Source organism: Nonomuraea sp. NPDC050022 (assembly GCF_044460705.1).
In the GTDB taxonomy this organism is placed as follows: domain Bacteria; phylum Actinomycetota; class Actinomycetes; order Streptosporangiales; family Streptosporangiaceae; genus Nonomuraea.
Genome location: NZ_JBITKE010000020.1, coordinates 177,854 through 198,477, shown reverse-complemented (window position 1 = coordinate 198,477; position 20,624 = coordinate 177,854). Strand labels below are relative to the sequence as shown.

Genomic DNA, 20,624 nt, shown 5'->3' with positions numbered 1-20,624 from the left:
AGGCTGCCAACAGATGTCCTTCCGAGGGCTCGCGGCGGACTGACTACACGCACGCCAGACAACCTCGCAACGTGAGCAAGCGGAGCGGGTCGTCAGAAAAGCAGCGTGGAAGCATGAGCGTACTCACTCAAATGCAGTTTGTCCACGCTTACGCAGACCCATTGTTCCGGTCGCATTTCCATAATGACGTATGGAGCCCCCACTTGTCAATGCCGAACGCGACTAAAGATCGTCTCCGATGAACCGTGCGTGCGGCGGCGATGCGCCGCCTCGCGAAGGGGAAAGGGGATTATCCGCACCTTTCCACTCTCAACGTATAGCGCACCGGGGGGCTTGCGGCAAGACCCGGGTCGTGCCGCAGAATCAGCGGTCGAGGCCAGAACGCCAGGAACGGGTCCCCAGTGACCTCAGATCGGAGCTTGTTACTTGAACCCCCTGACCACCAGCGCGTTCGACCTTCCCGACCGCCTCGCCCTCAAGGCCGACCAGGCGCTGATCGCCGGCGATGAGCGGCACTTCGCGGCCATCGCTGAGAGCCTTGAGCAGTCGATCGCCGACCTGTCCGACCGCCTCGACGCCGAGCGCAAGGCGCCCGGCGGCATCGGCCGGGCGGCGATGGACCGGGACATGGAGATCCACCGGCTGACCGCTCGCCTGCGCGCGCTGCGCCGGTTCGGCTTGGATCTGTGCCTCGGACACATGGTCAGCGCGGACGACCCCGAGCCCGTGTACGTCGGCCGGCTCGGCCTCAGGGACGGCCAGGGCCGTCAACTGCTGGTCGACTGGCGTTCCCCGGCGGCCGAGCCGTTCTTCGGAGCCACCCACGCCAACCCGATGGGTCTGGCCAGCCGCCGCCGGTATCGCTGGACCCGCGGCCGGATCAGCGACTACTGGGACGAGGTCTTCACCTCGGACGGGCTGGTCGGGCACGCCGCGCTCGACGACCAGTCCGCCTTCATCGCCAGCCTGGGCAGTAACCGGTCGGCACGGATGCGGGACGTGCTCGGCACCATCCAGGCCGACCAGGACGCCATCATCCGCGCCGGCTCCCGGGGCGCTCTCGTCGTCGACGGCGGCCCGGGTACGGGCAAGACCGTCGTCGCGCTGCACCGCTCCGCCTACCTGCTCTACTCCGACCCGCGCCTCGGTCACCACCGGGGCGGCGTCCTGTTCGTCGGTCCGCACCAGCCCTACCTGGCGTACGTCGCCGACGTGCTCCCCAGCCTCGGGGAGGAGGGCGTGCAGACCTGCACCCTGCGGGACCTCGTCGCCGAGGGAGCCGCGGCGGCGATCGAGACCGACCCGGACGTGGCCCGCCTGAAGTCCTCCGCGAACCTGACGCAGGCGATCGAGCCGGCCGTCCGGTTCTACGAGAACCCGCCCACCAAGGGGATGACGATCACGACCCCCTGGTCCGACATCTGGCTGAGCGCCGAGGATTGGGCCGAGGCGTTCCAGGCACCGGATCCCGGCACTCCGCACAACGAGGCGCGCGACCAGATCTGGGAGGAGCTGCTCACGATCCTGATGGACAAGCACGACGGCGACGCCTCGCCTGACCTGCTCCGCAAGTCGCTGCTGCGGGACCGGGAGCTGCTCACGATCTTCAACAAGGCGTGGCCGCTGATCGAAGCGGCCGACCTCGTCGGGGACCTGTGGTCCGTACCCGCCTACCTGCGGATGTGCGCGCCCTGGCTGAGCCCCGACGAGGTGCGAGCGCTGCAGCGCGCCGACGCCCAGGCGTGGACGGTGTCCGACCTGCCGCTCCTGGACGCGGCACGGCAGCGGCTCGGCGACCCGGAGGCGGCGCTCCGTAAGCGCCGGCACGAGGCCTCTCTCGCCGCCCAGCGTGAGCAGATGGACAAGGTCGTCGACAACCTGCTCGCCGCCGATGACGACGGCGAAGGTCTGGTGACGATGCTGCGCGGACAGGACGCGAAGGTCTCTCTGGTCGACGAGAGCACACTGCCCAGCATCGAACCGGACCTGCTCGCCGGCCCGTTCGCGCACATCGTCGTGGACGAGGCCCAGGAGCTGACCGACGCGGAGTGGCAGATGCTGCTGCTCCGGTGCCCATCACGGAGCTTCACCATCGTCGGGGACCGTGCCCAGGCCAGGCACGGGTTCACGGAGTCGTGGCAGGAGCGGCTCGAACGGATCGGGCTCGACCGGATCAACCTGGCCTCCCTGAGCATCAACTACCGGACGCCGGAAGAGATCATGACGGAAGCCGAGCCGGTCATCCGGGCCGTGCTCCCGGACGCCAACGTGCCGACCTCCATCCGCCGCGGTGACGTCCCCGTCGTCCACGGATCCGCCTCGGATCTGGGCTCGATCCTCGACACCTGGCTCGCCGCACACACCGACGGGATCGCGTGCGTCATCGGGTACCCCACATTCCGTACGACGTCCCGCGTCCGGTCGCTGACGCCCGAGCTGTCGAAGGGGCTGGAGTTCGACCTGGTCGTCCTCGTCGACCCGGAGGCGTTCGGCGAGGGCATCGAGGGAGCGGTCGACCGCTATGTCGCGATGACCCGAGCGACCCAGCAACTCGTCATCCTCACGAGCGCCTGACGACGGGGGCCCACCAGCGGAGGCGCGCCGCCTCCTGACAGGCGCGCTCCGGTCAGTCGTGGCTGATGACGATCTTGCCGAAGCCGCCGCCCGCCTCGCAGTAGCGGTACGCCTCGTGGACGTCCTCGAACGGGAAGACCCGGTCGAGGACGGGACGCAGCCGGTGCGTGACGATCGCGCGGTTGACCTGGAGGAAGTGGGCGCGGCTGCCGGTCGCCACTCCGCGCAGCACCGCGCCCGCCCCGAACAGCAGCGCCGGGTCGACCGGCCGGGCGCCCTCGGCGCCGGACAGCCGGTAACCGACGAACGCCACCTCGCCGCCGAACGCCACCGACTTCAGCGACTGCTCCAGCGGCCCCGCCGGGTCGACGACGCGATCGGCGCCCAGGCCGTCGGTGAGCGCGCGGACCTCCTCCGACCATGACGGGTTCGCCCGGTAGTCGATCACCTCGTCGGCACCGAGCTTCCGCAGCCGCTCCACCTTGGCGGGGCCGGACGTCGTCATGATCACCCGAGCGCCGCTCAGCTTGGCGAACATCAGCGTGAACAGCGACACCCCGCCCGAGCCGAGCGTCAGCACGGTCTGGCCGGGCCGTGGGGCGCCGCCGGAGGTCAGCGCGTTCCACGCGGTCACGGCCGCCAGCGGCAGCGCCGCCGCCTCCTCGTACGACAGGTGCTCGGGGATGGGCACCACGCCGTCCTCGCTCAGCACCGCGTACTCGGCCAGGACTCCGTCGGTCATGGTGCCGAGCTGGGCGGCGTTCTCCAGCAGGAAGGGCCCGTCCTGCCAGCGCGGGAACACGGTGGCCGCCACCCGGTCGCCCGGCCTGACCCGGGTCACGTCCTCGCCGACGGCCACGACCTCGCCCACGCCCTCGCAGCCGGGCACGACGCCTGGCCTGATCGGCAGCGGATAGTCGTTCGCCAGCACCATCAGATCGCGATAGCCCAGTCCGTTCGCGTGGATCCTGACCACGACCTGCCCGCGCTCCGGCGCGGGCTCGTCCCGGTCCTCGACGGTCAGCCCGGCGAGACCGCGTCCCGGCCGCAGGTGATAGCTCCTCATCGCACGTCCTTTCCCCCGCTTCGGTTACGTGAGGATCCTCCGGGCGAGTCATGACATTGGACAATTCCCCGCAGGGAATCGCTCACGATTGCCAGGCGTTGCGGAAGCTCAGCCGGGCCCGCGCCAGCCGGGACTTGACCGTGCCCACCGGCACCGCCAGCAGCCTGGCGGCGGTGGCCTCGTCGAGCCCTTCGACATCGCGCAGCACCAGCACGGCGCGGTGCTCGGGTGTGAGCCGTTCCAGCACGTCGCGGATGTCCACCGCGTTCTCCACGTCCTGTCGCGACGGCAGGTCGCCCGGCTCCGTGGGGCCGATACGGTTGTCCCGCCTGGCGATCCTGACGGCCTCTCGCACGGCGATCGCCCGCGCCCAGCCGTACAGCGCGTCGGGTTCGCGCAGCGCGCGCAGGTTGCGGAAGACGGCGATCAACGCCTCCTGGACCGCGTCCTGTCCGCTGTCGAGCGCGATGGGCCCGCAGATCCGGCCGAGGTACGGCGTCAGCTCGCGGAGCAGGTCGTTCATCGCCATCGTGTCCCCGCGTTGAGCGGCCCGGACGAGCGTCGCGCTCATCGGGCCCGCTCGGCGACCCGGGTCGCCAGCCGGGCCAGGGCCTTCTCCCCGGCTCTCCGGACGCCCAGGGGCACCAGCGCGGTACGTCCGGGCACGCGGATGCCGCCGGTCTGCGCCACCAGCGTGCCTTCCGGAACGGCGGTGGCCGCCAGGCCGACGAGCAGGAACCTGCTCTGCATCCAGCACCAGCCGGGCCGCAGGTCGACGTCGAAGCGGGCGCGCATGCCGTACTTGCTACGGGCCTCGGCCACCAGCCGCCCGCCTCCGTCGTCCGCGACGATCCGCAGGTCTCGCATGTCCGGCTCGAAGGTGCCGAACTCCCGCTCCAAGTCGCTCGCCACCTCCCAGACCAGCTCAAAGGGGTCGGGGAGAATCCGCTCGGCGACACGCGCACCGGGGACGCCGGCGGCGAGCGCGCGCAGCCGGCGCACCGGGTCCAGGTCGGCAACAGGCCAGTACATGTCTATCCAGAGGCGGCTCGGGGGCAGAAGGTTCCATGGAACCATTGGCGAGTTCGGCGCCTCCTGGAGGGCATGAACATCTCACGCCCCGGCGCGTTCGCGGCCGCCGTCCTGCTTCTCGACGCATTCGTCCATCTGTTCTGGGTGGTCCGGCCCATCGCCGACCCCCGCGCGCTCTCCCTGGCCGTCCTCAACGCCGAGGTGCCCTTCACCCCACGGGTCCTGCTGCCGCTCATCCTCATGCTGAGCGTGGGGGCCCTGTCGGTGGCGGCGGCCTCCGGCGGGCGGGGCGGCTGGGTGGCCAGGGCGGTCACCATGGCCGTGGGCGCCGGCGTGCTGGTGCGCGGGCTTGCCGGCGTGGTGTGGGCCTTCGGCCTCGGCACGGACACCGGAAGCCCGTTCTACTGGCTGAACCTGTTCCTCTACACCCCCGTCTGCCTGGCCATGACGCTCGCGGTCGGCCTCGTCCTGGTACGCGCGCGGCGGCCGGTGAGCATCAGCTCATAGCAGGCGTCTTTGCGTGACATCGGCGATGACGGCGTTCACGACCTTGCCGACCTCCGCCGGCTCCGGCGCGACCCCGTCCCGGCCGGCGAACAGCATGTGCCCGGCTCCGATCAGGGAGAGCGCCAGCGCCTCCACGTCGGCGTCCGCCGCGATGCGGCCCAGCTCGCACTCCTCGTTCAGGTAGGCGGCGATCATGGCCACGGCATCCGTCAGGACCGGGATGCCGAAAGCCGGCCGGGCCCGAGGCAGCCGGGCCCGCAACTCATCCCGGAAGATGACCAGACCGACGATCGACACGGCGACCGAGTCGAACAGGTTCATCAGCGCCCCGATCAGGTTGCCGGCGACGGTGCCGGTTCCGGCGGAGTCGCGAAGGGCGGCGGCCTGGCCTTCGAGCCGGGCGATGCGGTCCTGCACGAGCTCGGCGAGGAAGGCGTCGAAGTCCTCGAAGTGCTTGTGCAGGACGCCCTTGGCGACACCCGCCTCCGCCGTGACCGCCCGGCTGGTCAGGCCGGGCGCCCCGTCCCGGAGCAGGACGCGCTCGGCGGCGTCGAACAACTGCTGCCGCACATCCCGGAGGGCCACTCCAGTCGGCATCGCCCGTCCTCCTTCTTCACATGCTTCACATGCTTTTGCCCACCCTTCGCTCACCGCGAACGTCTGCCCGATTGTGGAGTGGGCGCCTGCCCACTATGGTGGGCGCATGCCCACTTTATCGCAGGAGCAACCAGAGCCTTCGCGGAACGAGCCCCATACGGCCAGGCAGATGGCGGAGTCGTTCGGGGTCGACGCCGAACGCTACGACCGGGCCCGCCCCGACTATCCCGACGCCCTGGTGCGGCAGATCATCGCCGCCAGCCCCGGCCGCGACATCGTCGATGTCGGCTGCGGCACCGGCATAGAAGCCCGTCAGTTCCTGGCGGCCGGGTGCAAGGTGCTGGGTGTCGAGCCGGACGTCCGGATGGCCGAGTTCGCCCGCCGTACCGGGATTGAGGTCGAGGTGGCGACGTTCGAGGACTGGGAGGCCGCCGGCCGTACCTTCGACGCGGTCGTCGCCGGACAGTCCTGGCACTGGGTGGACCCCGTAGCGGGCGCCGCCAAGGCGGCACGGGTGCTGCGGCCCGGCGGCCTGCTGGCGGTGTTCGCGCACGTGTACGACCCGCCGCCCGTCGTCGCAGAGGCGTTCGCCGCCGTCTTCCGGAAGGTGGCGCCCGACTCGCCGCTGAGCGCCGGACCGCCGCGGCCGGGCCAGGACATCTACCAGGCGATGTTCGCCCTGTTCGCCGACGGCATCCGGAAGGCGGCCGAGTTCGGCGAGCCGGAGCAGTGGCGGTTCGACTGGGAGCGGTACTACAGCCGCGACGACTGGCTCGACCTGCTGCCCACCACCGGCGCGCTCACCCAACTCCCACCGGAGCAGCTGGCCGAGGTGCTGGCGGGCGTCGGTGCCGCCATCGACGCGATCGGCGGCGGCTTCACCATGGCCTACACCACGATGGCGATCACCGCGTCGCTGAACCCCCGGAGTCGCTGAACCCCCGGAGTCGCTGAACCCCCGGAGTCGCTGAACCCCCGGAGTCGCTGAACACTCGGTAGTCGCAGAACCCCCGGTAGGGTGCACCTCCGCACACACCTCGAACAAGCCCGGTGCCGCCCACTCACCTCGCGGCCACCGGCACCGCCCTGAGCGCAGCTCTTTCACAGCTGAGCGGGGCTGGATTCCCCCGCCCGCCCCGGTTCCGGGCGGCTATGGTGCGCCTTACCCGATTTGATCTAGATCGCAGGAGCGCGCGCGGTGCTGAACACGAGGGAGCCCGACTGGGCGTACGTGGCCAGGTCTCTCGTCAAGGTCCTGGCTGTCACCGCGGCGCTGTTCCTGGCCTTCAGCGCGGTCGACCGGGTCCTGTGGGTGTTCGTCGATCCTTCCGACGACGCGCGGATCGGCGAGGTGTACGGCACGGCCGCCCGCATCGCGAACCCGGACAAGCGCCTGTCGTACGGGTACGGCAACGGCGTAGGGCTGCTGGAGACGTCCTACACGCTGCAGGGGGAGCCGCGCCGGGCCGGTCCCAGCGCGGGCCGGACGGACTACGAAATCGTGGAGAACCTGTTCGGCGCCGTCCGTGCCCCTTCCCTCGGCGGGCCGGCGGGCAGCCTGAAGGACGCGATCGATTCCGTGGAGCCGGACTCCGAGGTCGACAAGGAGGAGGTCCGGAAGACCATCGACGGACTTCCGCAGACGCTCGAAGCCGTCGCGGTCGTGGAGTTCGCGCATCCGATGGCCACCGAGCGGCTCGTCGCCTTCAACCGCAGGCACGCACTCTGCGGAGGGGCAGGCGTCTCCTACATCTACGCGCCCTCCTATTACGACGACTCCGATGAACCGTCCTCGATGAACGCGGTCGTTTGGAACCGCGACATGACCAAGGACCAAGCCCTGACGGATCTCGTCTACCAGTGCGAGACCGAGCCGGAGGCGGCGCTGGAGGAGTTCCGCAGGTGGGTCGGGCTGCTTGACGAGGGGGACGATTTCAGTGAGTTCGAGCTGACCTACGAAGGGCTCGCGGATACGGCCAAGGAGGGTGTCGTGTACGGGCTCGTGGCCGACCGCTGGAAACTCGCCGACCTGCGTAAACTCCTCGACGACCCGGAGGTCGGGACGGTCCGCCTCACCGACGTCTCCTTCGGCCTTGGCGAGGAGAAGTAGCGATCGTCGAGATTGCAGTGTTGCGTCACCGCATGAAGCCGGGCAAGCGAGAAATTCAATAGGGCGTTACAGCCGACACGCCGTACAAGGCGGCCTGCACGATGACGATCCCGGTGGCGACGCGAAGCACGATCAGTTTCCGGTAGAGCGCCAGAGCCGCCCGGTCTATCTGCGCCGACTTCGACGCGGCGCGCTGCTCGCTGGGACTGGAGAGGTCCAATAGGGGTTTACCGGTGCCGGGCCGATACCAGAGCCCTAACAGGAGAATGATGGCGGCCACGGGAGCGCACGCTTGCGACACCACGCCCGTCCCCGCCGATAGGTAGCCTTCGAATACCGTCTGGCTGCTCAACGTAAGGAAGCACCCTGTTCCTAAGAGCATGAGCACACTCACCGCATCCGCGTAGAAAATGTGCCGCCGAATGCGGGCGATATCTGAAGACGGCGGGAGGATCGACCCAACCATGACCCGACGGTAACACGCGAGTAGCAAATGGCGGCTGAACCATTCTCGCCGCCGCGGCCGAGGCGGTGACAATGCCGTCTCGACCGCTTCTGAGGAACGTGCGACGGTTACCGGATCTTGGACAGGTCGATCATGTACAGGTCGTCCCCGAGCGAGTAGCTGAGGATCCTTCCGGTGGAATCCGCCATTGGCAGCCTGATCGAATTACCCTCCGGCTTGATGCCGAGGCTGGCCGACTTGCCGCTGACCAGGTCGTACAGCCCGACACCCGCGGGCTGCGGGCCGTACGACGAGAAGGAGAAGCGATCCTGGGTCGGTGGTTCGAGCGTGAAAGGGTGGCCGATCGCCTTCCTTTCCTGCGAGCCGTCCCGCTGCCGGTAGAAGCTCTCGCCGCTAGTGGTGGTGCCCAGGCAGATGCGCACGCCACACGAGCGGAGTTGCTCGTCGGCGTGGACGACGGCGGTGGCGGTCTCCCCGGTCTCCAGGTTCCGGATCCGTTCGTACAGCGGGCCCTCCGTCCGTTCGCCCACCGGGCCCGTCTTGGGCTGGCCGCCCGGCCCTGGTGTGCCGGCCCACGGCCAGGTCAGCAGGTGCATTCCGGCGCTCTCCGCGATCGGCTCCACCGTGCCGCCCCCGAGGGGAACGGTGAAGACTCCGCCTGGGCGCACCGAGAAAACGATCTTGTCGTTGACCACCCCGAGCCCGTCGATCAAGTTGCCGTCGTCGTCGACCTGGACCCTCTGGTCGGCGACGATCTTCGCCTCACCGCCCTCCAGCGGTACGGCCCAAAGGTGCGCGACCGAGTCCTCCGTCGCGGTCCACCAGGCCACGTGGCCGCCGCCCACGGTGAAGTCCGAGGCGAACAACACTGTCCCCGCGGGCCTCGGCACGTCGGCGATCTTGCGTTGGGCGGCGGTCTCGAGGTCGTAGGCGTAGATGGCCGCCGTGCTCTCGAACCCATCCCTTGTCGTCATGAGCACCGTGCGGTCGTCGATGACCGTGGCCGGCCGCCACGCCGTCCCGCCGTACCCCTTCCCCGCGACCTTGATCACCGCCTCCGGCCAGACCTTCTCCACGGGCTCGGCCGGCGCCTCGCCGCGCACCTGCGAGGCGACGTCACCCTGTACGGCCGTCGTGGTCTCGCCGCCACGCACTACGGCCAGCGTCCCGCCCGAGACCAGCACGACCGCCGCGGCGGCCAGCGCCATCCGGGACCGCCGCCTCCTGCGCAGGTGAACCCGTTCGAGCCGCTCGGGCAGCATCCCCGGCAGTCTGGGCGCGTGCTCGGCCGCCTGACCGAACGTCCTGCGCAGGGTCTCCTCGACCTCGTTCATCGGACCTTCCCTCCGGTCGTCGAATTCCGCTCAGTCGGCAGGGCGGAGCGCAGCTTGCTCAGCGCGCGGGCGGCCTGGCTGCGTACCGTGCCGCGGGAGATCGCGAGCACGGCGGCGATCTCCGCGTCGTCGAGCTGCTCGTAGTAGCGCAGCACCAGCACCGCGCGCTGTTTGCGCGGCAGCCCGGCCAGTGCCTGCCACATGCTGCGCTCGTCGCCGCTGGGCAGCGGATCGTGGTGCTCGCGTTCGGGCAGGTCCCAGACGAGCAGCTCGCGTCGCCGCAATCGCCATTTGGCGATGTGCAGCCTGGCCATCGTGGTACGTGCGTAGCTCTCCGGGTTCTCCTTCAGACGTAATCGCGGCCAGGCGCCACGGAGCTTCAGCAGCGACTCCTGGACCAGGTCGGCCGCGTCATGGGGGTTCCCGGCCAGTACATAGCCGTAGCGCAGCAGCGCGTCGCCGCGTTCTGCGACGAACTCTGCGAAACGGGGATCGCCTTCCAACGGTTCTCGCCCTTCGTCGTTCTTTCACCTCCGAGAGGGGGCAGGGGCAAAAACTGTTGCACGCGAAGACCATGGCCCGCGCCGAATCTTGCATGATCATGCGAAGCAATGCATACTCTTGTCTCATGTCCAAGGTTCTCACCTCCCTGCCCACCGGCGAGCGGGTCGGCATCGCCTTCTCGGGTGGTCTCGACACCTCGGTCGCCGTCGCCTGGATGCGCGACAAGGGCGCCGTCCCGTGCACCTACACCGCCGACATCGGCCAGTACGACGAGCCCGACATCGCCTCGGTGCCCGGTCGCGCGACGGCGTACGGGGCTGAGATCGCGCGTCTGGTCGACTGCCGCGCGGCGCTGGTCGAGGAGGGCCTGGCCGCGCTGACCTGCGGCGCGTTCCACATCCGATCGGGCGGGCGGGCCTACTTCAACACCACCCCGCTCGGCCGGGCGGTCACCGGGACCCTGCTGGTCCGGGCGATGCTCGAGGACGACGTGCAGATCTGGGGCGACGGCTCGACGTTCAAGGGCAACGACATCGAGCGCTTCTACCGCTACGGCCTGCTCGCGAACCCCCACCTGCGCATCTACAAGCCCTGGCTCGACGCGGACTTCGTGTCCGAGCTGGGCGGGCGCAAGGAGATGTCGGAGTGGCTGCTGGCCCACGGCCTGCCCTATCGCGACAGCACCGAGAAGGCATATTCGACCGACGCCAACATCTGGGGCGCCACCCACGAGGCCAAGACCCTGGAGCACCTCGACACCGGCATCGAGACCGTGGACCCGATCATGGGCGTGCGGTTCTGGGACCCGACGGTCGAGATCCCCACCGAGGACGTGACCATCGGCTTCGACCAGGGCCGCCCGGTGACGATCAACGGCAAGGAGTTCGCCACCCCGGTCGACCTGGTGATGGAGGCCAACGCGATCGGTGGCCGGCACGGCATGGGCATGTCGGACCAGATCGAGAACCGGGTGATCGAGGCCAAGAGCCGCGGCATCTACGAGGCGCCCGGGATGGCGCTGCTGCACGCGGCCTACGAACGGCTGGTCAACGCGATCCACAACGAGGACACGCTGGCGAGCTACCACAGCGAGGGACGGCGGCTCGGCCGGTTGATGTACGAGGGCCGCTGGCTCGACCCGCAGGCGCTCATGGTCCGCGAGTCGCTGCAGCGCTGGGTCGGCACGGCGGTCATCGGCGAGGTGACGCTGCGGCTGCGGCGCGGTGAGGACTACTCGATCCTCGACACTTCCGGCCCGGCTTTCAGCTACCACCCGGACAAGCTGTCGATGGAGCGTACGGAGGACTCGGCGTTCGGACCGGTGGACCGGATCGGCCAGCTCACCATGCGCAACCTCGACATCGCCGACTCGCGCGCCAAGCTGGAGCAGTACGCCAGCCTCGGCATGCTCGGCCCCACCCATCCCGCGCTCATCGACGCCTCCCAGACGCCCTCGACCCCGCTGATCGGCGACATGCCGCAGGGCGGCGCCGAGATCATCGCCTCACGCGGCGAGGTCTCCGAGGACGAGGAGATGCTCGACCGCGCCGCGATGGAGCTCGGTAACGACTGACCGCCTCGGGCAGACCGGCGGCGCCGCGTGCGTTCAGCCGGCTGCCCGGCACGGCCCTGCTTGCACTTCGTGCTGAGCAATAGGCGCAGAAGCCTGTGTGCGCTGCTTTCGACTTATAAGATCTTACTGACATACTGCGAAAAAGTTACTCTTTGTAACTCGTTGGGGACGGATGGTGATGACGTTGCCTTCGGGTACACCCGGCACAGGCGCGGATGAGTCGGCCCGGATATACAACAGGCCAGCGATCAAGAGGCTCGGCGACGCGCTTGTCGACGACACCACCGGGACTTCTCCCGTATCACATCTGGAAGAGGCCGGCACCTTTCCGCCGAATATGCGGCTCGGCTGGGGTGCGTTGGGTGTGCTTGGGTTTCCGTTGACCCGGGAGCACGACAAAATAGTCGCCGCCGCCGAGTGGAAGCTGGGCGACATGGTCCAATCATTGCACGGTCATCGAGACGAGCTGTATACGGCATCCGGAAACGTGGACACCGCGGAAGTGGAGAACATAGAAAATGTCCGACGCATTTAAACTCCCCATTCCGGGTGGCACGCCCAGTCCGTACGAGCCCGGCGGCGGCGGCGATCTGCGGTGGATGCAGCTGACGGCACTCGCTGAATGGGCGTTCGCCGCCGCCCTGCTGCCGGCGCTGCAGAAGTACGTGCTCCAGTTCGGCCTCACGGTGCCGGCGGATCCGCAGTTGCTGCACAAGGCCGCGGACGGCTGGAGTGCCATCAGTGGCAGCGTGTCCGCCTCCGGCGCGTCCATGCGGAATCAGCACGACAATGTGTCGGCGGCCAGTTGGCAGGCGATGGATCGAGCGGCTTTCGGGGAGAAGGTCGACGAGTACGACATGGCCTCGCAGACCGCCGCCAACTCGGCGCATCGCCTTTCGTTGATCCTCAGAGTGCTGGCCAACCTCTGGACCGCGTGGATCTACCTCAATTTCACGAGTGCCACCTTCACAGCGGCGCTCGCGCTCTCCGGGACCCTCGGCGGAGGGGGGTGGTTCTACGGCCAATGGAAGGCGCAATCGCTGGCTCTCTCGATGGAGCAGCGGCTTCTGGTGTTGTGGAAGAAGGTTCTGTGGAAGCTCTTCCTGCTGCTGGTGGCGTGCGGGGTCGCCTGGGGGTACGACAAGACCCTGACGGACGGCCTGAAGTAACGGGTGCGGCGACGCCGCCACGCGGGTCCCCCGGTCAGTAGCCGAACTCCTTGCGCATGCGGTCCAGCTCGCCCAACGTGTCGGTCATCATGCGGTCGAACGCTTTCTGCGCCTCCTCGACCTGCGCACTTGCGGCTTCCGGGTCGCCGGTCGGGTTCAGGAGGTCCCCGTCGAACGAGTCCGTCAGGATCTCCGACAGTTGACGCTTGAGGTCCGCGTCGGCATCGTGAATCGCTTGGAGGATCGCCGCGGACATCTCCTCGACGCTCATGCGCTTGGCCCGGGGGTCGATATCGAGTCTGCTCACCCCGGAGGCGGTGCACTCGACCGCGATGTGGTCGTCGGCGGTAGCGGCCCGGCCGACCACGTCCGCGGCCCTTTTCTGCGCTTCCTCGAAACGGGCCACCCGCTTCTGTGAATCCGCCAACAACGCATCGATATTCATGTTCGCGAAGTCACCGAAGCCATGTGCCGCCACTTGTCCTACCTCAGCTCTCTACCTGCCGCCAGGGCGATGCGGAGCAACACAATATCGACATTTGGTGGGCGGCGTTCGGACCGGTGGCCCGGATCGGCCGGCTCACCATGCGCACGGCGACGACTGACCAGGTCGTCGAGATCGCGTTTCGGACCCTGCCCTGACATGATCTTCGCGTATCGCGTCCCCGGGTATGAAGGAGACACATGTCGCGTCTACGTGCCGCGCTCCTCACGACAGCCATCGCCGTCATGGGCGTCAGCGTGCTCAGCACCCCCGCTCAGGCGGCCGGCTGGGTGTACATCGGCGTCTTCACCACCAAGTCCAAGTGCATCGACATGGGCCAGCAGTACGTCCGGGAGGGCTTCAGCCAGTACGACTGCACGGGTAGCCCCGGCTACTACCCCCTCTGGGTTCGCTAGGACTCGCACGGTCGCCGTCTCCCACAAGGGGGGCGGCGTTCCGTTCAGAGACGGTCGGCCAACTGCCTGGCGAGGGTCAGTCCCGTGAGGACCGGGTTGACCGATCCGACCGTCGGGAACAACGACTGGTCGCAGGCGTAGGCGTTCCGTACGTGATGGAAGCGGCCCACCGGATCGGTCACCGAGGTGGCCGGGTCGTCGCCCATCCACAGCGTGCCGGATTCGTGGTAGGTCGTCCCGAGTCCCCGATGCCATTCGGGGAACGGCCTGTCCAGGGGGAACGGCCGCGCGTGCCATGCGTTGTCGTACAGATACTCGATCTGGTCCGGCGAGCCGGAGACCGCCTGGGCGATGGCGAGCGCCGCGCCGTCCATGGCCGCCCAGACCTGCTCATCCCGCGGATCGAGCGTGAGGTGCAGGTACGCGCGCGCGATGCCGTACTCGTCGACCTCGTGCGGGCTGAGATTGATCCAGCTCTTGTCCGGGTCCGGTATCTCGGTCGTCCGGTCCCCGTGCATCTCGCCGACGCAGCGCAGGGTGACGGTGATCCAGTCGGGGTCGGTGTTGGCCAGCTGCCGTTCGAGCAGGTCCATGTCCGGGAGCATGCGGAACAGGAGTTCGTCGGATCCGCCCTGACTCGTCGACGCGGTGATCTGGATGTGGAACCGGCCGGCGGGCACCAGCCCGCGCAGCAGCAGCGCGCCGGTCTGTACGTGTTCGGGCAGCGGCGGCAGCGCCGTACGGCGGATCCTGACGGTGAAGTCGCTGCGTACGTGCGCCATCAGGTTACGGCCCATGAGCGGGGTGGGGAACGAGCCCAGGGCGAGCCGGGTGGTCTCCACCGCGCTCGCGGCGAGGATCACGGCACAGTCGGGGGAGACCCGCAGGGACTCCGGCCGCCCGGCGGCGTCGACGTCGATCGCGGTCACCACCCCGTCGGCCGCGTGCGCCCGGAGGACGTGCGCCAGGGGCACCACGAAGAGCCGCCGGTCCGCGTCGCGTCCCCCGGAGGCGGTCACATCCTCGCGGACCGCGTCCATGAGCATCGGCAGACTGCTGTACTTGTCGAAGCTGAACAGGCCCGACACCGGCGAGTCACCCTGCACCGCGAGCGGCGCGACCTCGGCGCCGCGATCACCGAGGCCGGTCTCGAACCCCGGCGTCACCGCGGCGGCGGACGCGAACGCCTCGAACAGCGTCGTATAGAGGTCTCCCGCGATGAAATCGGTCGCGGGCACGACGCCGATCTCGCTCTCCACCTCCAGGTAGGTGCTCTCCAGGTACGCGGCCGTCGACGCCGGCCAATGCCGGAGATCATCCGCCGTGAGCCGGGGGCACCAGCCGCCCCAGTAGAGGGACTTGCCGCCGGTGCAGTACGCGAGCCCGGGAAAGTCGACGTTGCCCCGCCACGGCAGCCCCCACACCAGCTCCCGGGGCACGCGCGGATCGGCGCCGGGCGCTATGGGCGCGGGGACGTTCAGCCCGATACGGCCGAGGTTCTGCACGTGCTCGGGCACCAGGTAGGGGCCGGCGTCCAGCAGCAGCACCCGCTTGCCCGGGTGCCGCCGGTAGATCTTGGTCGCGCAGTACGCCCCGTACATCCCACCGCCGACCACCACCGCCGAGAACGGCGGCCCGCCGCTGCCCGTCGCCTCCTGCCAGGTGCTGCAGAAGAAGCGGCCGAGAACATCGAGTGAGAAACTGGTCTTCTGGACGTCCACCGGCTGCCCGGAGGGGACGAGTTCGGGGAGTGCCATGGACGAAGTAGACCCCGCGAAAGACCTTCCCGCAATCCTCCGCGCCGCCGCTTCGTCGCGCCGCAGTCCTCAGAACCGCGATCTCAGAGTTGCATCAACCCCGCCGCCGTAGGGCGGAAGCCGCACTGGGCGTAGAAGCCCTCAAGATGCGGTTCGTAGTCCACGTGCAGCCACTCGGCGCCGCGCGCCTTGGCCTCGTCGGCGGCCGCGCGGACCAGGCGGACACCGAGGCCCGCCCGGCGTTCGGCGGGACGCACGGTGGTGTCCAGGATGAAGGCGTGGATGCCGCCGTCCGTGGCGACGTTCACGTAGCCGACCAGGCGATCCGCGCGATGGGCGGCGATCCAGCAGAGGCTGTGGCCAAGCCGGCCCGCGAACGAGGTGGGGTCGTGGCCGGGCCAGGAGGCCGCGAAGAGGTCGTTGAGGTCGTGGTCGGTCAGGGGAGGGCACACGGTGAGCGTGACGCCGTCCTCGGGTGTCGGATTCATGATCGAAAAGCTACCTGAGCGCGTCCACCGGCTCCATTCTGGCCGCCCGCAGCGCCGGATACAGGCCGGCGAGCAGGCCGACCACGGCCCCGGCGATGGGCGCCCCGATCGCCAGCCGTACGTCCAGGAGCGGAGTCCACTGCTTGGCGGCCGAGACGGCGACGACGGCGACCACGCCGATGCTCGCGCCGATCACGCCGCCCGCGAGCCCGATCAGCGTCGACTCCAGCAGGAACTGGGCGGCGATGTGGCGGCGGGCCGCGCCCAGCGAGCGGCGCAGGCCGATCTCGGCGACGCGTTCCATCACGGTGACCAGCGTGACGTTGGCGATGCCGACCGCGCCCACCACCAGCGAGACCAGGCCGAGGATCAGGAAGAGCGCGTTGACGTCGTCCTGTGCCTGGTCGCGCGCCCTGGTGGGGCTGGGCGGGGCGACGACCTGCAACTGGTCACCGTTGCCGGGGGAGAGCGCGTTCGGCGCCTGCCCGGCGATCAGGTCGGCGGCGCCCAGGCTGGTGTTGACCAGCACCCTGGTCACGTCACGCAGCCCGAACTGCTTGCCCACCGTGGGCGGCACGATGACGGCGGCGCTCAGGTTCCGTTCGCGGCGCAGGTCGCCGAGGATGCCGATGACCGTGTACGCGTGCTTGCCGATGAAGATCGCCGGAGCCCGGTCGAGACTGGTGACGCCGAGCATCTTGGCCGCCTGGTCGCCGAGCACGGCCACCCGGTCCGCCCGCTTGACGTGACCGGCGTCGTAGAACCTGCCCTGCACGACCCGGCCCCTGGCGGCCTCGGGCAGGCCGGTCGTGGCGGCCAGTACCGTCAGGGTCTGCGTGGTCACCCTGGCCGGGTCGACGAGATCGTTGGAGCGGACCGACAGGTTCGAGCTGTCCTTGGTCTCGGCCACCGCCGCGGCCGAGACCACCCCGCGCAGCCTGGTCACCCGATCGAGCGAGTCCCAGGCGACCAGCGGTACGTTCGCGCTCTCCGGTACTTCCACTGTGATGGCCGTGGCGACCAGCTCGTCGAAGCGCCCGACGATCTGGTTGCCCGCGGTGGCGGCCACGCCGAGCGTGATGACCAGCGTGGTGATGCCCAGCACGGTGCCGAGCGTGGTGAGCGCGGAGCGCACCGGCCTGGCGAGCATGCCGGCGACGGCCTCGCCGAGGAGATCCCGTACGTGCATCACGCCTCTTCCACCAGCACGCCGTCGGTGATCCGCACCCGGCGACCGGCGCGCGTGCTGACCTCCCGCTCGTGCGTGATGACCACGATCGTCAGCCCCTGCTCGCGCAGCTCGTCGAACAGGTCGAGCACCGCCTCGGTGTTGCGACTGTCGAGGTTGCCGGTGGGCTCGTCACAGAGCAGCAGGGACGGCTCGCCCATGAGGGCCCTGGCCATGGCCGCGCGCTGGCGCTCGCCGCCGGACAGTCGATCGGGCAGGAAGCCCACGCGGTGGCCGAGCCCGACCCGCTCCAGCGCCGCCAGTGCCCGCTCCCGCCTGCCCTTGCGCGGGTGGCCGCCGTAGATCTCCGCGAGCATCACGTTCTCCACGACGCTGCGGTGGGCGAGCAGGTGGAAGGACTGGAAGACGAAGCCGATGCGGTCGCCGCGCAGCTTGGTCCGTTCGCCGTCGCGCAGGGTGGTGGTCTCGGTGCCGTCCAGGCGGTAGCTGCCCGAGCTGGGCCGGTCCAGCAGGCCCAGGACGTTGAGCAGCGTGGACTTGCCCGAGCCTGACGGGCCGACGATCGCCAGGTAGTCGCCGCGCGCCACCCGGAACGAGACGTCGTCGAGCGCGCGGACGGGCGGCTGCGCGGGGTAGTCCCTGCACACGGCGGTCAGCTCGATGACCGGCTCCAGCGCCGCTGAGCTGGTTGATGCGATGCCGGGCTCAGACACCGCTGACCACAACCCGGTCGCCGGCGTTGAGCGCGCCGGTGACTTCGACGTTCCCGTCAGCGGTCAGGCCGGTGCGGATCTCGACCTCCTTGGTCTTGTCCGTGGCGTACTCCACCTGCACACGCGCCTTGCCGTCGGCCCCCGTGACGACCGCGGCCACCGGGACCACCAGCACCGGCTCCTTGGTCGCCCCCACGGTCACCCTGGCCGTGACCGTGGCGCCCGACTGGCCCTTGAGCCCTTTCGCCGAACTCGGCGTGAGCAGCACCGGTTGGGTGCCCTCGGGGCCCTTCTCCTGGCCGGGCACCGTGGCCTTCTCGCCGACCGCGGTGAGCGCCGCCGGGTACGTCTTGCCCGAGTCGAGCTCGATGACCGCGCTCATGCCCGTACGCAGGAGGTCGGATTCCGCGCTCTCGACCGACCCCGTCACCATGAACGTCGAGCTGGTCACCGTGGCGATCTCCTTCTCGACGGCCTCGCCCGCCTTCACCGCGGTCTTCTGCACCCGCGCGGGCAGCTTCGGCAGGAACACGATCTCGCCCGGCGGGATCGCCATGCCATAGGTCCGTTCGAACTCCGCCAGCAGCGACCTGGCCGCGCTCACGTCCTTGGCCGCGTTGGCCACCTTGAGCTTGGTAGGGGAGAGCCGCCGCGCCTGGCGCAGTGCCTGCTCGGCCGTGACCAGCCCGTCCTTCGCCGTGCGCTCGGCCTTGCGCAGCTCTTCCAGCAGCTTCTCGCGGGCCTGCCGCGACTCCTCCTTGATCCGGCCGTACGCCTCCTGCGCCTGGTCCAGATCGGCCCTGGCGTTGCGTACCTTCAGCTCCAGCAGGCTCGTGTCCTGGGTCGGCTGAGGCGCGGCGGTGGCGGTGGGCACGGCGGTGGAGGTGGCGGTCGGGGCGGCGGTCGGCTGATTCCTGGCCGCGGCGAGCGCCTGCTCGGCTTCGAGCAGCTTCTCCTCGGCCGCGCGTACGGTCGCGTCGGCCGTCGCCAGCTTGCCGTCGTCCTCCGGAGTGAGCCGCTGCCTCTCGGCCTCCTTCAGCGCGGCGCGTGCCGACTTCAGGTCCGCCTTGGCGTTGGTCAGCTTGACCTTCAGCGGGAGCACGTCACGCCCCTGGTCGAGCGTGTTCTTCTCGGTCGCCAGGGTCTCCTGCGCCGTCTGTACGGCCTTGCGCAACTGGTCGTGGGCCTGCCGGTCGGTCAGCGTGGGCTGCTGGGCCTCGTACCCCTTCTTCTTGTACATCCTGGTGACGGCGGCGATCGTGGCCCGGTCGAACACCCCCGAGGTGGGCCCGCCGTACCCGAGTCTGCGCAGCGCCTTCTGCAGCTGCTTGACGTCCTTGCCCTCGGTGCCCGGGCCGATCGTGCGGTGCATCGGCACGGAGCCGCGCAGCGCGAACACCGGGCGGCCGTTCACCTCCATGAACGCCGCTCCCTCTTTCAGCCTGCCCTGGCGCGGTGCCCGGGTGACCCGCTGCAGCTCCGAGGTGCCACCGACCACTCCCGCGAGGGTGATGGGCAGCGGCGAGCCGTATTCGAGCGTGCCGCTGACCACGACCGTGCTGACCAGCTTGCGGCGCTCGACCGCTGCGGTGACGAGCGACGCCTTCGGCGCGGCGCGGCGGGCGGCTTCGTCGGCAGGGGAGCGCAGGCGGGTGCTGACGACCCAGCCGGCGGCGGCGATGGCCACGACACCCGCGATGACGAAGGCGAGCAGCCTCCGGGGCGACTTCATCGAGCCTCACATACCGAATTCTTCGTAGACCCGCTGATCGGCGGCGGCCTCCTTGGGCAAGTACGCCGGATAGAAGTCCTTGCCGCATTCCAGGTCGTCGAGGGCCGCCTTGATCTCCTTGGTCAGGTAGGGCTTGGCCTCCGTCGGGGTCAGCGTGGGGGCGTAGGTCATCTTGACCTCGCCCTTCTTCACCGGCGGTGCGACATCGGGCACGTCGTCGCGCTGCTGTCTGCCCAGCTTGTCCTCCTGGGCCATGAACACGTCCCGGCCTCGGCTGGACATCGCCATCGGCGTGGACTTGCCGATCGGGTAGCCCTTGCCCTTGAGGCACGAGGCCATGGTGACGGCCTGCTCGACCAACTGGGGGTCGGCGTCGATAGCCCTGGAGATGGCCTGCTCGGAAGCCTCGTTGATCTGTGCGAGGTAGTCGCTGGTCGACTTCACGGTCTTGCCGAGGACCTTCTTGACGGCTTCGGCCATGCAGGCGTTCGCCGCTTCCTGGTAGGCCACACTCTGCGCGTGGGACAGCGAGCCTTGGATCTTCCAGTTGGGGTTGATGTCCGGGTTGTCGGGCTTGACGGCCGGGTTCCCCATCTCCTTGGGATAGACGTGCATCGCGAACACCCCGAACCCATATTTTTCGCGATATTTCCGCATCGCCGGGTATTTGCCAGCCTTGCGGGCTTTGTCTTCCTCGCTGTCCTGCTTCTCCGGCTGTACGTAGGCGACGTACTTGAAGCCCTTCAGCTTCATGCAGTCTGCCTTGGCCGATTCGAGCAGGTGCTTCTTGTCCTTTGCCGCCGCGGTCTGGGACGGCTGTGGCGCGTTCTCGGCGGTGCCCCCGCAGCCGCCGAGTGCGACCAGCGCGGCCATCGCCACGGCAGGAGCAAGAGGGGATCTCTTGGGCATGGCA

General features: G+C 69.2%; 22 protein-coding genes. 8 read left to right on the top strand and 14 right to left on the bottom strand.

Going from position 1 to position 20,624, the window contains the following annotated elements; genetic code table 11:
- The first annotated feature begins 426 nt into the window (after positions 1–426).
- On the top strand, positions 427–2,574 hold the full coding sequence (helR, locus tag ACIBO2_RS54855; RefSeq protein WP_358553101.1) for an RNA polymerase recycling motor ATPase HelR: 2,148 nt from the start codon (positions 427–429) through the stop codon (positions 2,572–2,574).
- A 52-nt stretch (positions 2,575–2,626) separates the two neighbouring features.
- Here the strand turns inward: helR and ACIBO2_RS54850 are convergent, their stop codons facing one another.
- The 3 genes from ACIBO2_RS54850 to ACIBO2_RS54840 all read right to left on the bottom strand — a co-directional run bounded on the left by ACIBO2_RS54850 (position 2,627) and on the right by ACIBO2_RS54840 (position 4,672).
- Positions 2,627–3,640, bottom strand: a complete 1,014-nt coding sequence (locus ACIBO2_RS54850) for an NAD(P)-dependent alcohol dehydrogenase (RefSeq protein ID WP_358553103.1) — start codon at positions 3,638–3,640, stop codon at positions 2,627–2,629.
- Positions 3,641–3,722: 82 nt separating this feature from the next.
- Positions 3,723–4,211, bottom strand: a complete 489-nt coding sequence (locus ACIBO2_RS54845; RefSeq protein WP_358553105.1) for a sigma-70 family RNA polymerase sigma factor — start codon at positions 4,209–4,211, stop codon at positions 3,723–3,725.
- Positions 4,208–4,672 (bottom strand): hypothetical protein, encoded by a 465-nt coding sequence (locus ACIBO2_RS54840; protein WP_397305017.1) that lies wholly within the window; start codon positions 4,670–4,672, stop codon positions 4,208–4,210. The genes ACIBO2_RS54845 and ACIBO2_RS54840 overlap by 4 nt, the downstream gene beginning before the upstream one ends.
- Positions 4,673–4,744: 72 nt before the next feature.
- On the opposite strand from ACIBO2_RS54840, the gene ACIBO2_RS54835 reads away from it, so the two are divergent.
- A complete protein-coding gene (locus tag ACIBO2_RS54835) occupies positions 4,745–5,179 on the top strand; it encodes a hypothetical protein (protein WP_397305016.1) in 435 nt (144 codons plus the stop codon).
- On the opposite strand, the gene ACIBO2_RS54830 is transcribed toward ACIBO2_RS54835, so the two are convergent.
- Complete coding sequence (locus ACIBO2_RS54830; protein WP_397305015.1) at positions 5,174–5,776, bottom strand: TetR/AcrR family transcriptional regulator; 603 nt, start codon at positions 5,774–5,776, stop codon at positions 5,174–5,176. The genes ACIBO2_RS54835 and ACIBO2_RS54830 overlap by 6 nt on opposite strands.
- A gap of 106 nt (positions 5,777–5,882) precedes the next feature.
- On the opposite strand from ACIBO2_RS54830, the gene ACIBO2_RS54825 reads away from it, so the two are divergent.
- On the top strand, positions 5,883–6,713 hold the full coding sequence (locus ACIBO2_RS54825; RefSeq protein WP_397305014.1) for a class I SAM-dependent methyltransferase: 831 nt from the start codon (positions 5,883–5,885) through the stop codon (positions 6,711–6,713).
- Positions 6,714–6,974: 261 nt separating this feature from the next.
- Positions 6,975–7,886, top strand: coding sequence for a hypothetical protein (locus tag ACIBO2_RS54820; RefSeq protein WP_358553115.1), 912 nt, complete (start codon positions 6,975–6,977; stop codon positions 7,884–7,886).
- A 55-nt stretch (positions 7,887–7,941) separates the two neighbouring features.
- Here the strand turns inward: ACIBO2_RS54820 and ACIBO2_RS54815 are convergent, their stop codons facing one another.
- From ACIBO2_RS54815 to ACIBO2_RS54805, 3 genes are all read right to left on the bottom strand, one after another.
- Entirely contained in the window at positions 7,942–8,352 is a 411-nt protein-coding gene (locus ACIBO2_RS54815) for a hypothetical protein (protein ID WP_358553117.1), read from the bottom strand.
- 107 nt (positions 8,353–8,459) lie between these two features.
- Entirely contained in the window at positions 8,460–9,686 is a 1,227-nt protein-coding gene (locus ACIBO2_RS54810) for a hypothetical protein (protein WP_358553119.1), read from the bottom strand.
- A complete protein-coding gene (locus ACIBO2_RS54805) occupies positions 9,683–10,189 on the bottom strand; it encodes a SigE family RNA polymerase sigma factor (RefSeq protein ID WP_358553121.1) in 507 nt (168 codons plus the stop codon). The genes ACIBO2_RS54810 and ACIBO2_RS54805 overlap by 4 nt, the downstream gene beginning before the upstream one ends.
- 125 nt (positions 10,190–10,314) lie before the next feature.
- Here ACIBO2_RS54805 and argG point away from each other — a divergent pair, with 125 nt between their 5' ends.
- The 3 genes from argG to ACIBO2_RS54790 all read left to right on the top strand — a co-directional run bounded on the left by argG (position 10,315) and on the right by ACIBO2_RS54790 (position 12,932).
- The gene (gene argG, locus ACIBO2_RS54800; RefSeq protein ID WP_358553123.1) at positions 10,315–11,763 is read left to right on the top strand and encodes an argininosuccinate synthase; all 1,449 of its coding nucleotides are present in this window, start codon (positions 10,315–10,317) and stop codon (positions 11,761–11,763) included.
- Between the two features lie 172 nt (positions 11,764–11,935).
- The gene (locus ACIBO2_RS54795; protein WP_358553125.1) at positions 11,936–12,298 is read left to right on the top strand and encodes a hypothetical protein; all 363 of its coding nucleotides are present in this window, start codon (positions 11,936–11,938) and stop codon (positions 12,296–12,298) included.
- Positions 12,299–12,362: 64 nt separating this feature from the next.
- Complete coding sequence (locus ACIBO2_RS54790; RefSeq protein WP_358553127.1) at positions 12,363–12,932, top strand: hypothetical protein; 570 nt, start codon at positions 12,363–12,365, stop codon at positions 12,930–12,932.
- Between the two features lie 34 nt (positions 12,933–12,966).
- Here ACIBO2_RS54790 and ACIBO2_RS54785 read toward each other — a convergent pair whose 3' ends face one another.
- On the bottom strand, positions 12,967–13,410 hold the full coding sequence (locus ACIBO2_RS54785; protein WP_358553129.1) for a YbaB/EbfC family nucleoid-associated protein: 444 nt from the start codon (positions 13,408–13,410) through the stop codon (positions 12,967–12,969).
- A gap of 206 nt (positions 13,411–13,616) precedes the next feature.
- Here ACIBO2_RS54785 and ACIBO2_RS54780 point away from each other — a divergent pair, with 206 nt between their 5' ends.
- Positions 13,617–13,832 carry a hypothetical protein gene (locus tag ACIBO2_RS54780; protein ID WP_358553131.1) on the top strand — a complete coding sequence of 72 codons (216 nt, stop codon included), beginning with the start codon at positions 13,617–13,619 and terminating at the stop codon, positions 13,830–13,832.
- Between the two features lie 44 nt (positions 13,833–13,876).
- Here the strand turns inward: ACIBO2_RS54780 and ACIBO2_RS54775 are convergent, their stop codons facing one another.
- The 6 genes from ACIBO2_RS54775 to ACIBO2_RS54750 all read right to left on the bottom strand — a co-directional run bounded on the left by ACIBO2_RS54775 (position 13,877) and on the right by ACIBO2_RS54750 (position 20,620).
- Positions 13,877–15,589, bottom strand: coding sequence for a GMC oxidoreductase (locus ACIBO2_RS54775; RefSeq protein ID WP_358553133.1), 1,713 nt, complete (start codon positions 15,587–15,589; stop codon positions 13,877–13,879).
- An 83-nt stretch (positions 15,590–15,672) separates the two neighbouring features.
- Positions 15,673–16,077, bottom strand: coding sequence for a GNAT family N-acetyltransferase (locus ACIBO2_RS54770; protein WP_358553135.1), 405 nt, complete (start codon positions 16,075–16,077; stop codon positions 15,673–15,675).
- Between the two features lie 10 nt (positions 16,078–16,087).
- Entirely contained in the window at positions 16,088–17,266 is a 1,179-nt protein-coding gene (locus ACIBO2_RS54765; protein ID WP_357959239.1) for an ABC transporter permease, read from the bottom strand.
- Positions 17,266–17,979 carry an ABC transporter ATP-binding protein gene (locus ACIBO2_RS54760; RefSeq protein ID WP_358553137.1) on the bottom strand — a complete coding sequence of 238 codons (714 nt, stop codon included), beginning with the start codon at positions 17,977–17,979 and terminating at the stop codon, positions 17,266–17,268. Before ACIBO2_RS54760 ends, ACIBO2_RS54765 begins: the two co-directional genes overlap by 1 nt.
- Positions 17,972–19,711 carry a peptidoglycan-binding protein gene (locus ACIBO2_RS54755; RefSeq protein WP_397305013.1) on the bottom strand — a complete coding sequence of 580 codons (1,740 nt, stop codon included), beginning with the start codon at positions 19,709–19,711 and terminating at the stop codon, positions 17,972–17,974. Before ACIBO2_RS54755 ends, ACIBO2_RS54760 begins: the two co-directional genes overlap by 8 nt.
- Positions 19,712–19,717: 6 nt before the next feature.
- A complete protein-coding gene (locus tag ACIBO2_RS54750; protein ID WP_358553141.1) occupies positions 19,718–20,620 on the bottom strand; it encodes a hypothetical protein in 903 nt (300 codons plus the stop codon).
- Positions 20,621–20,624 lie beyond the last annotated feature (4 nt).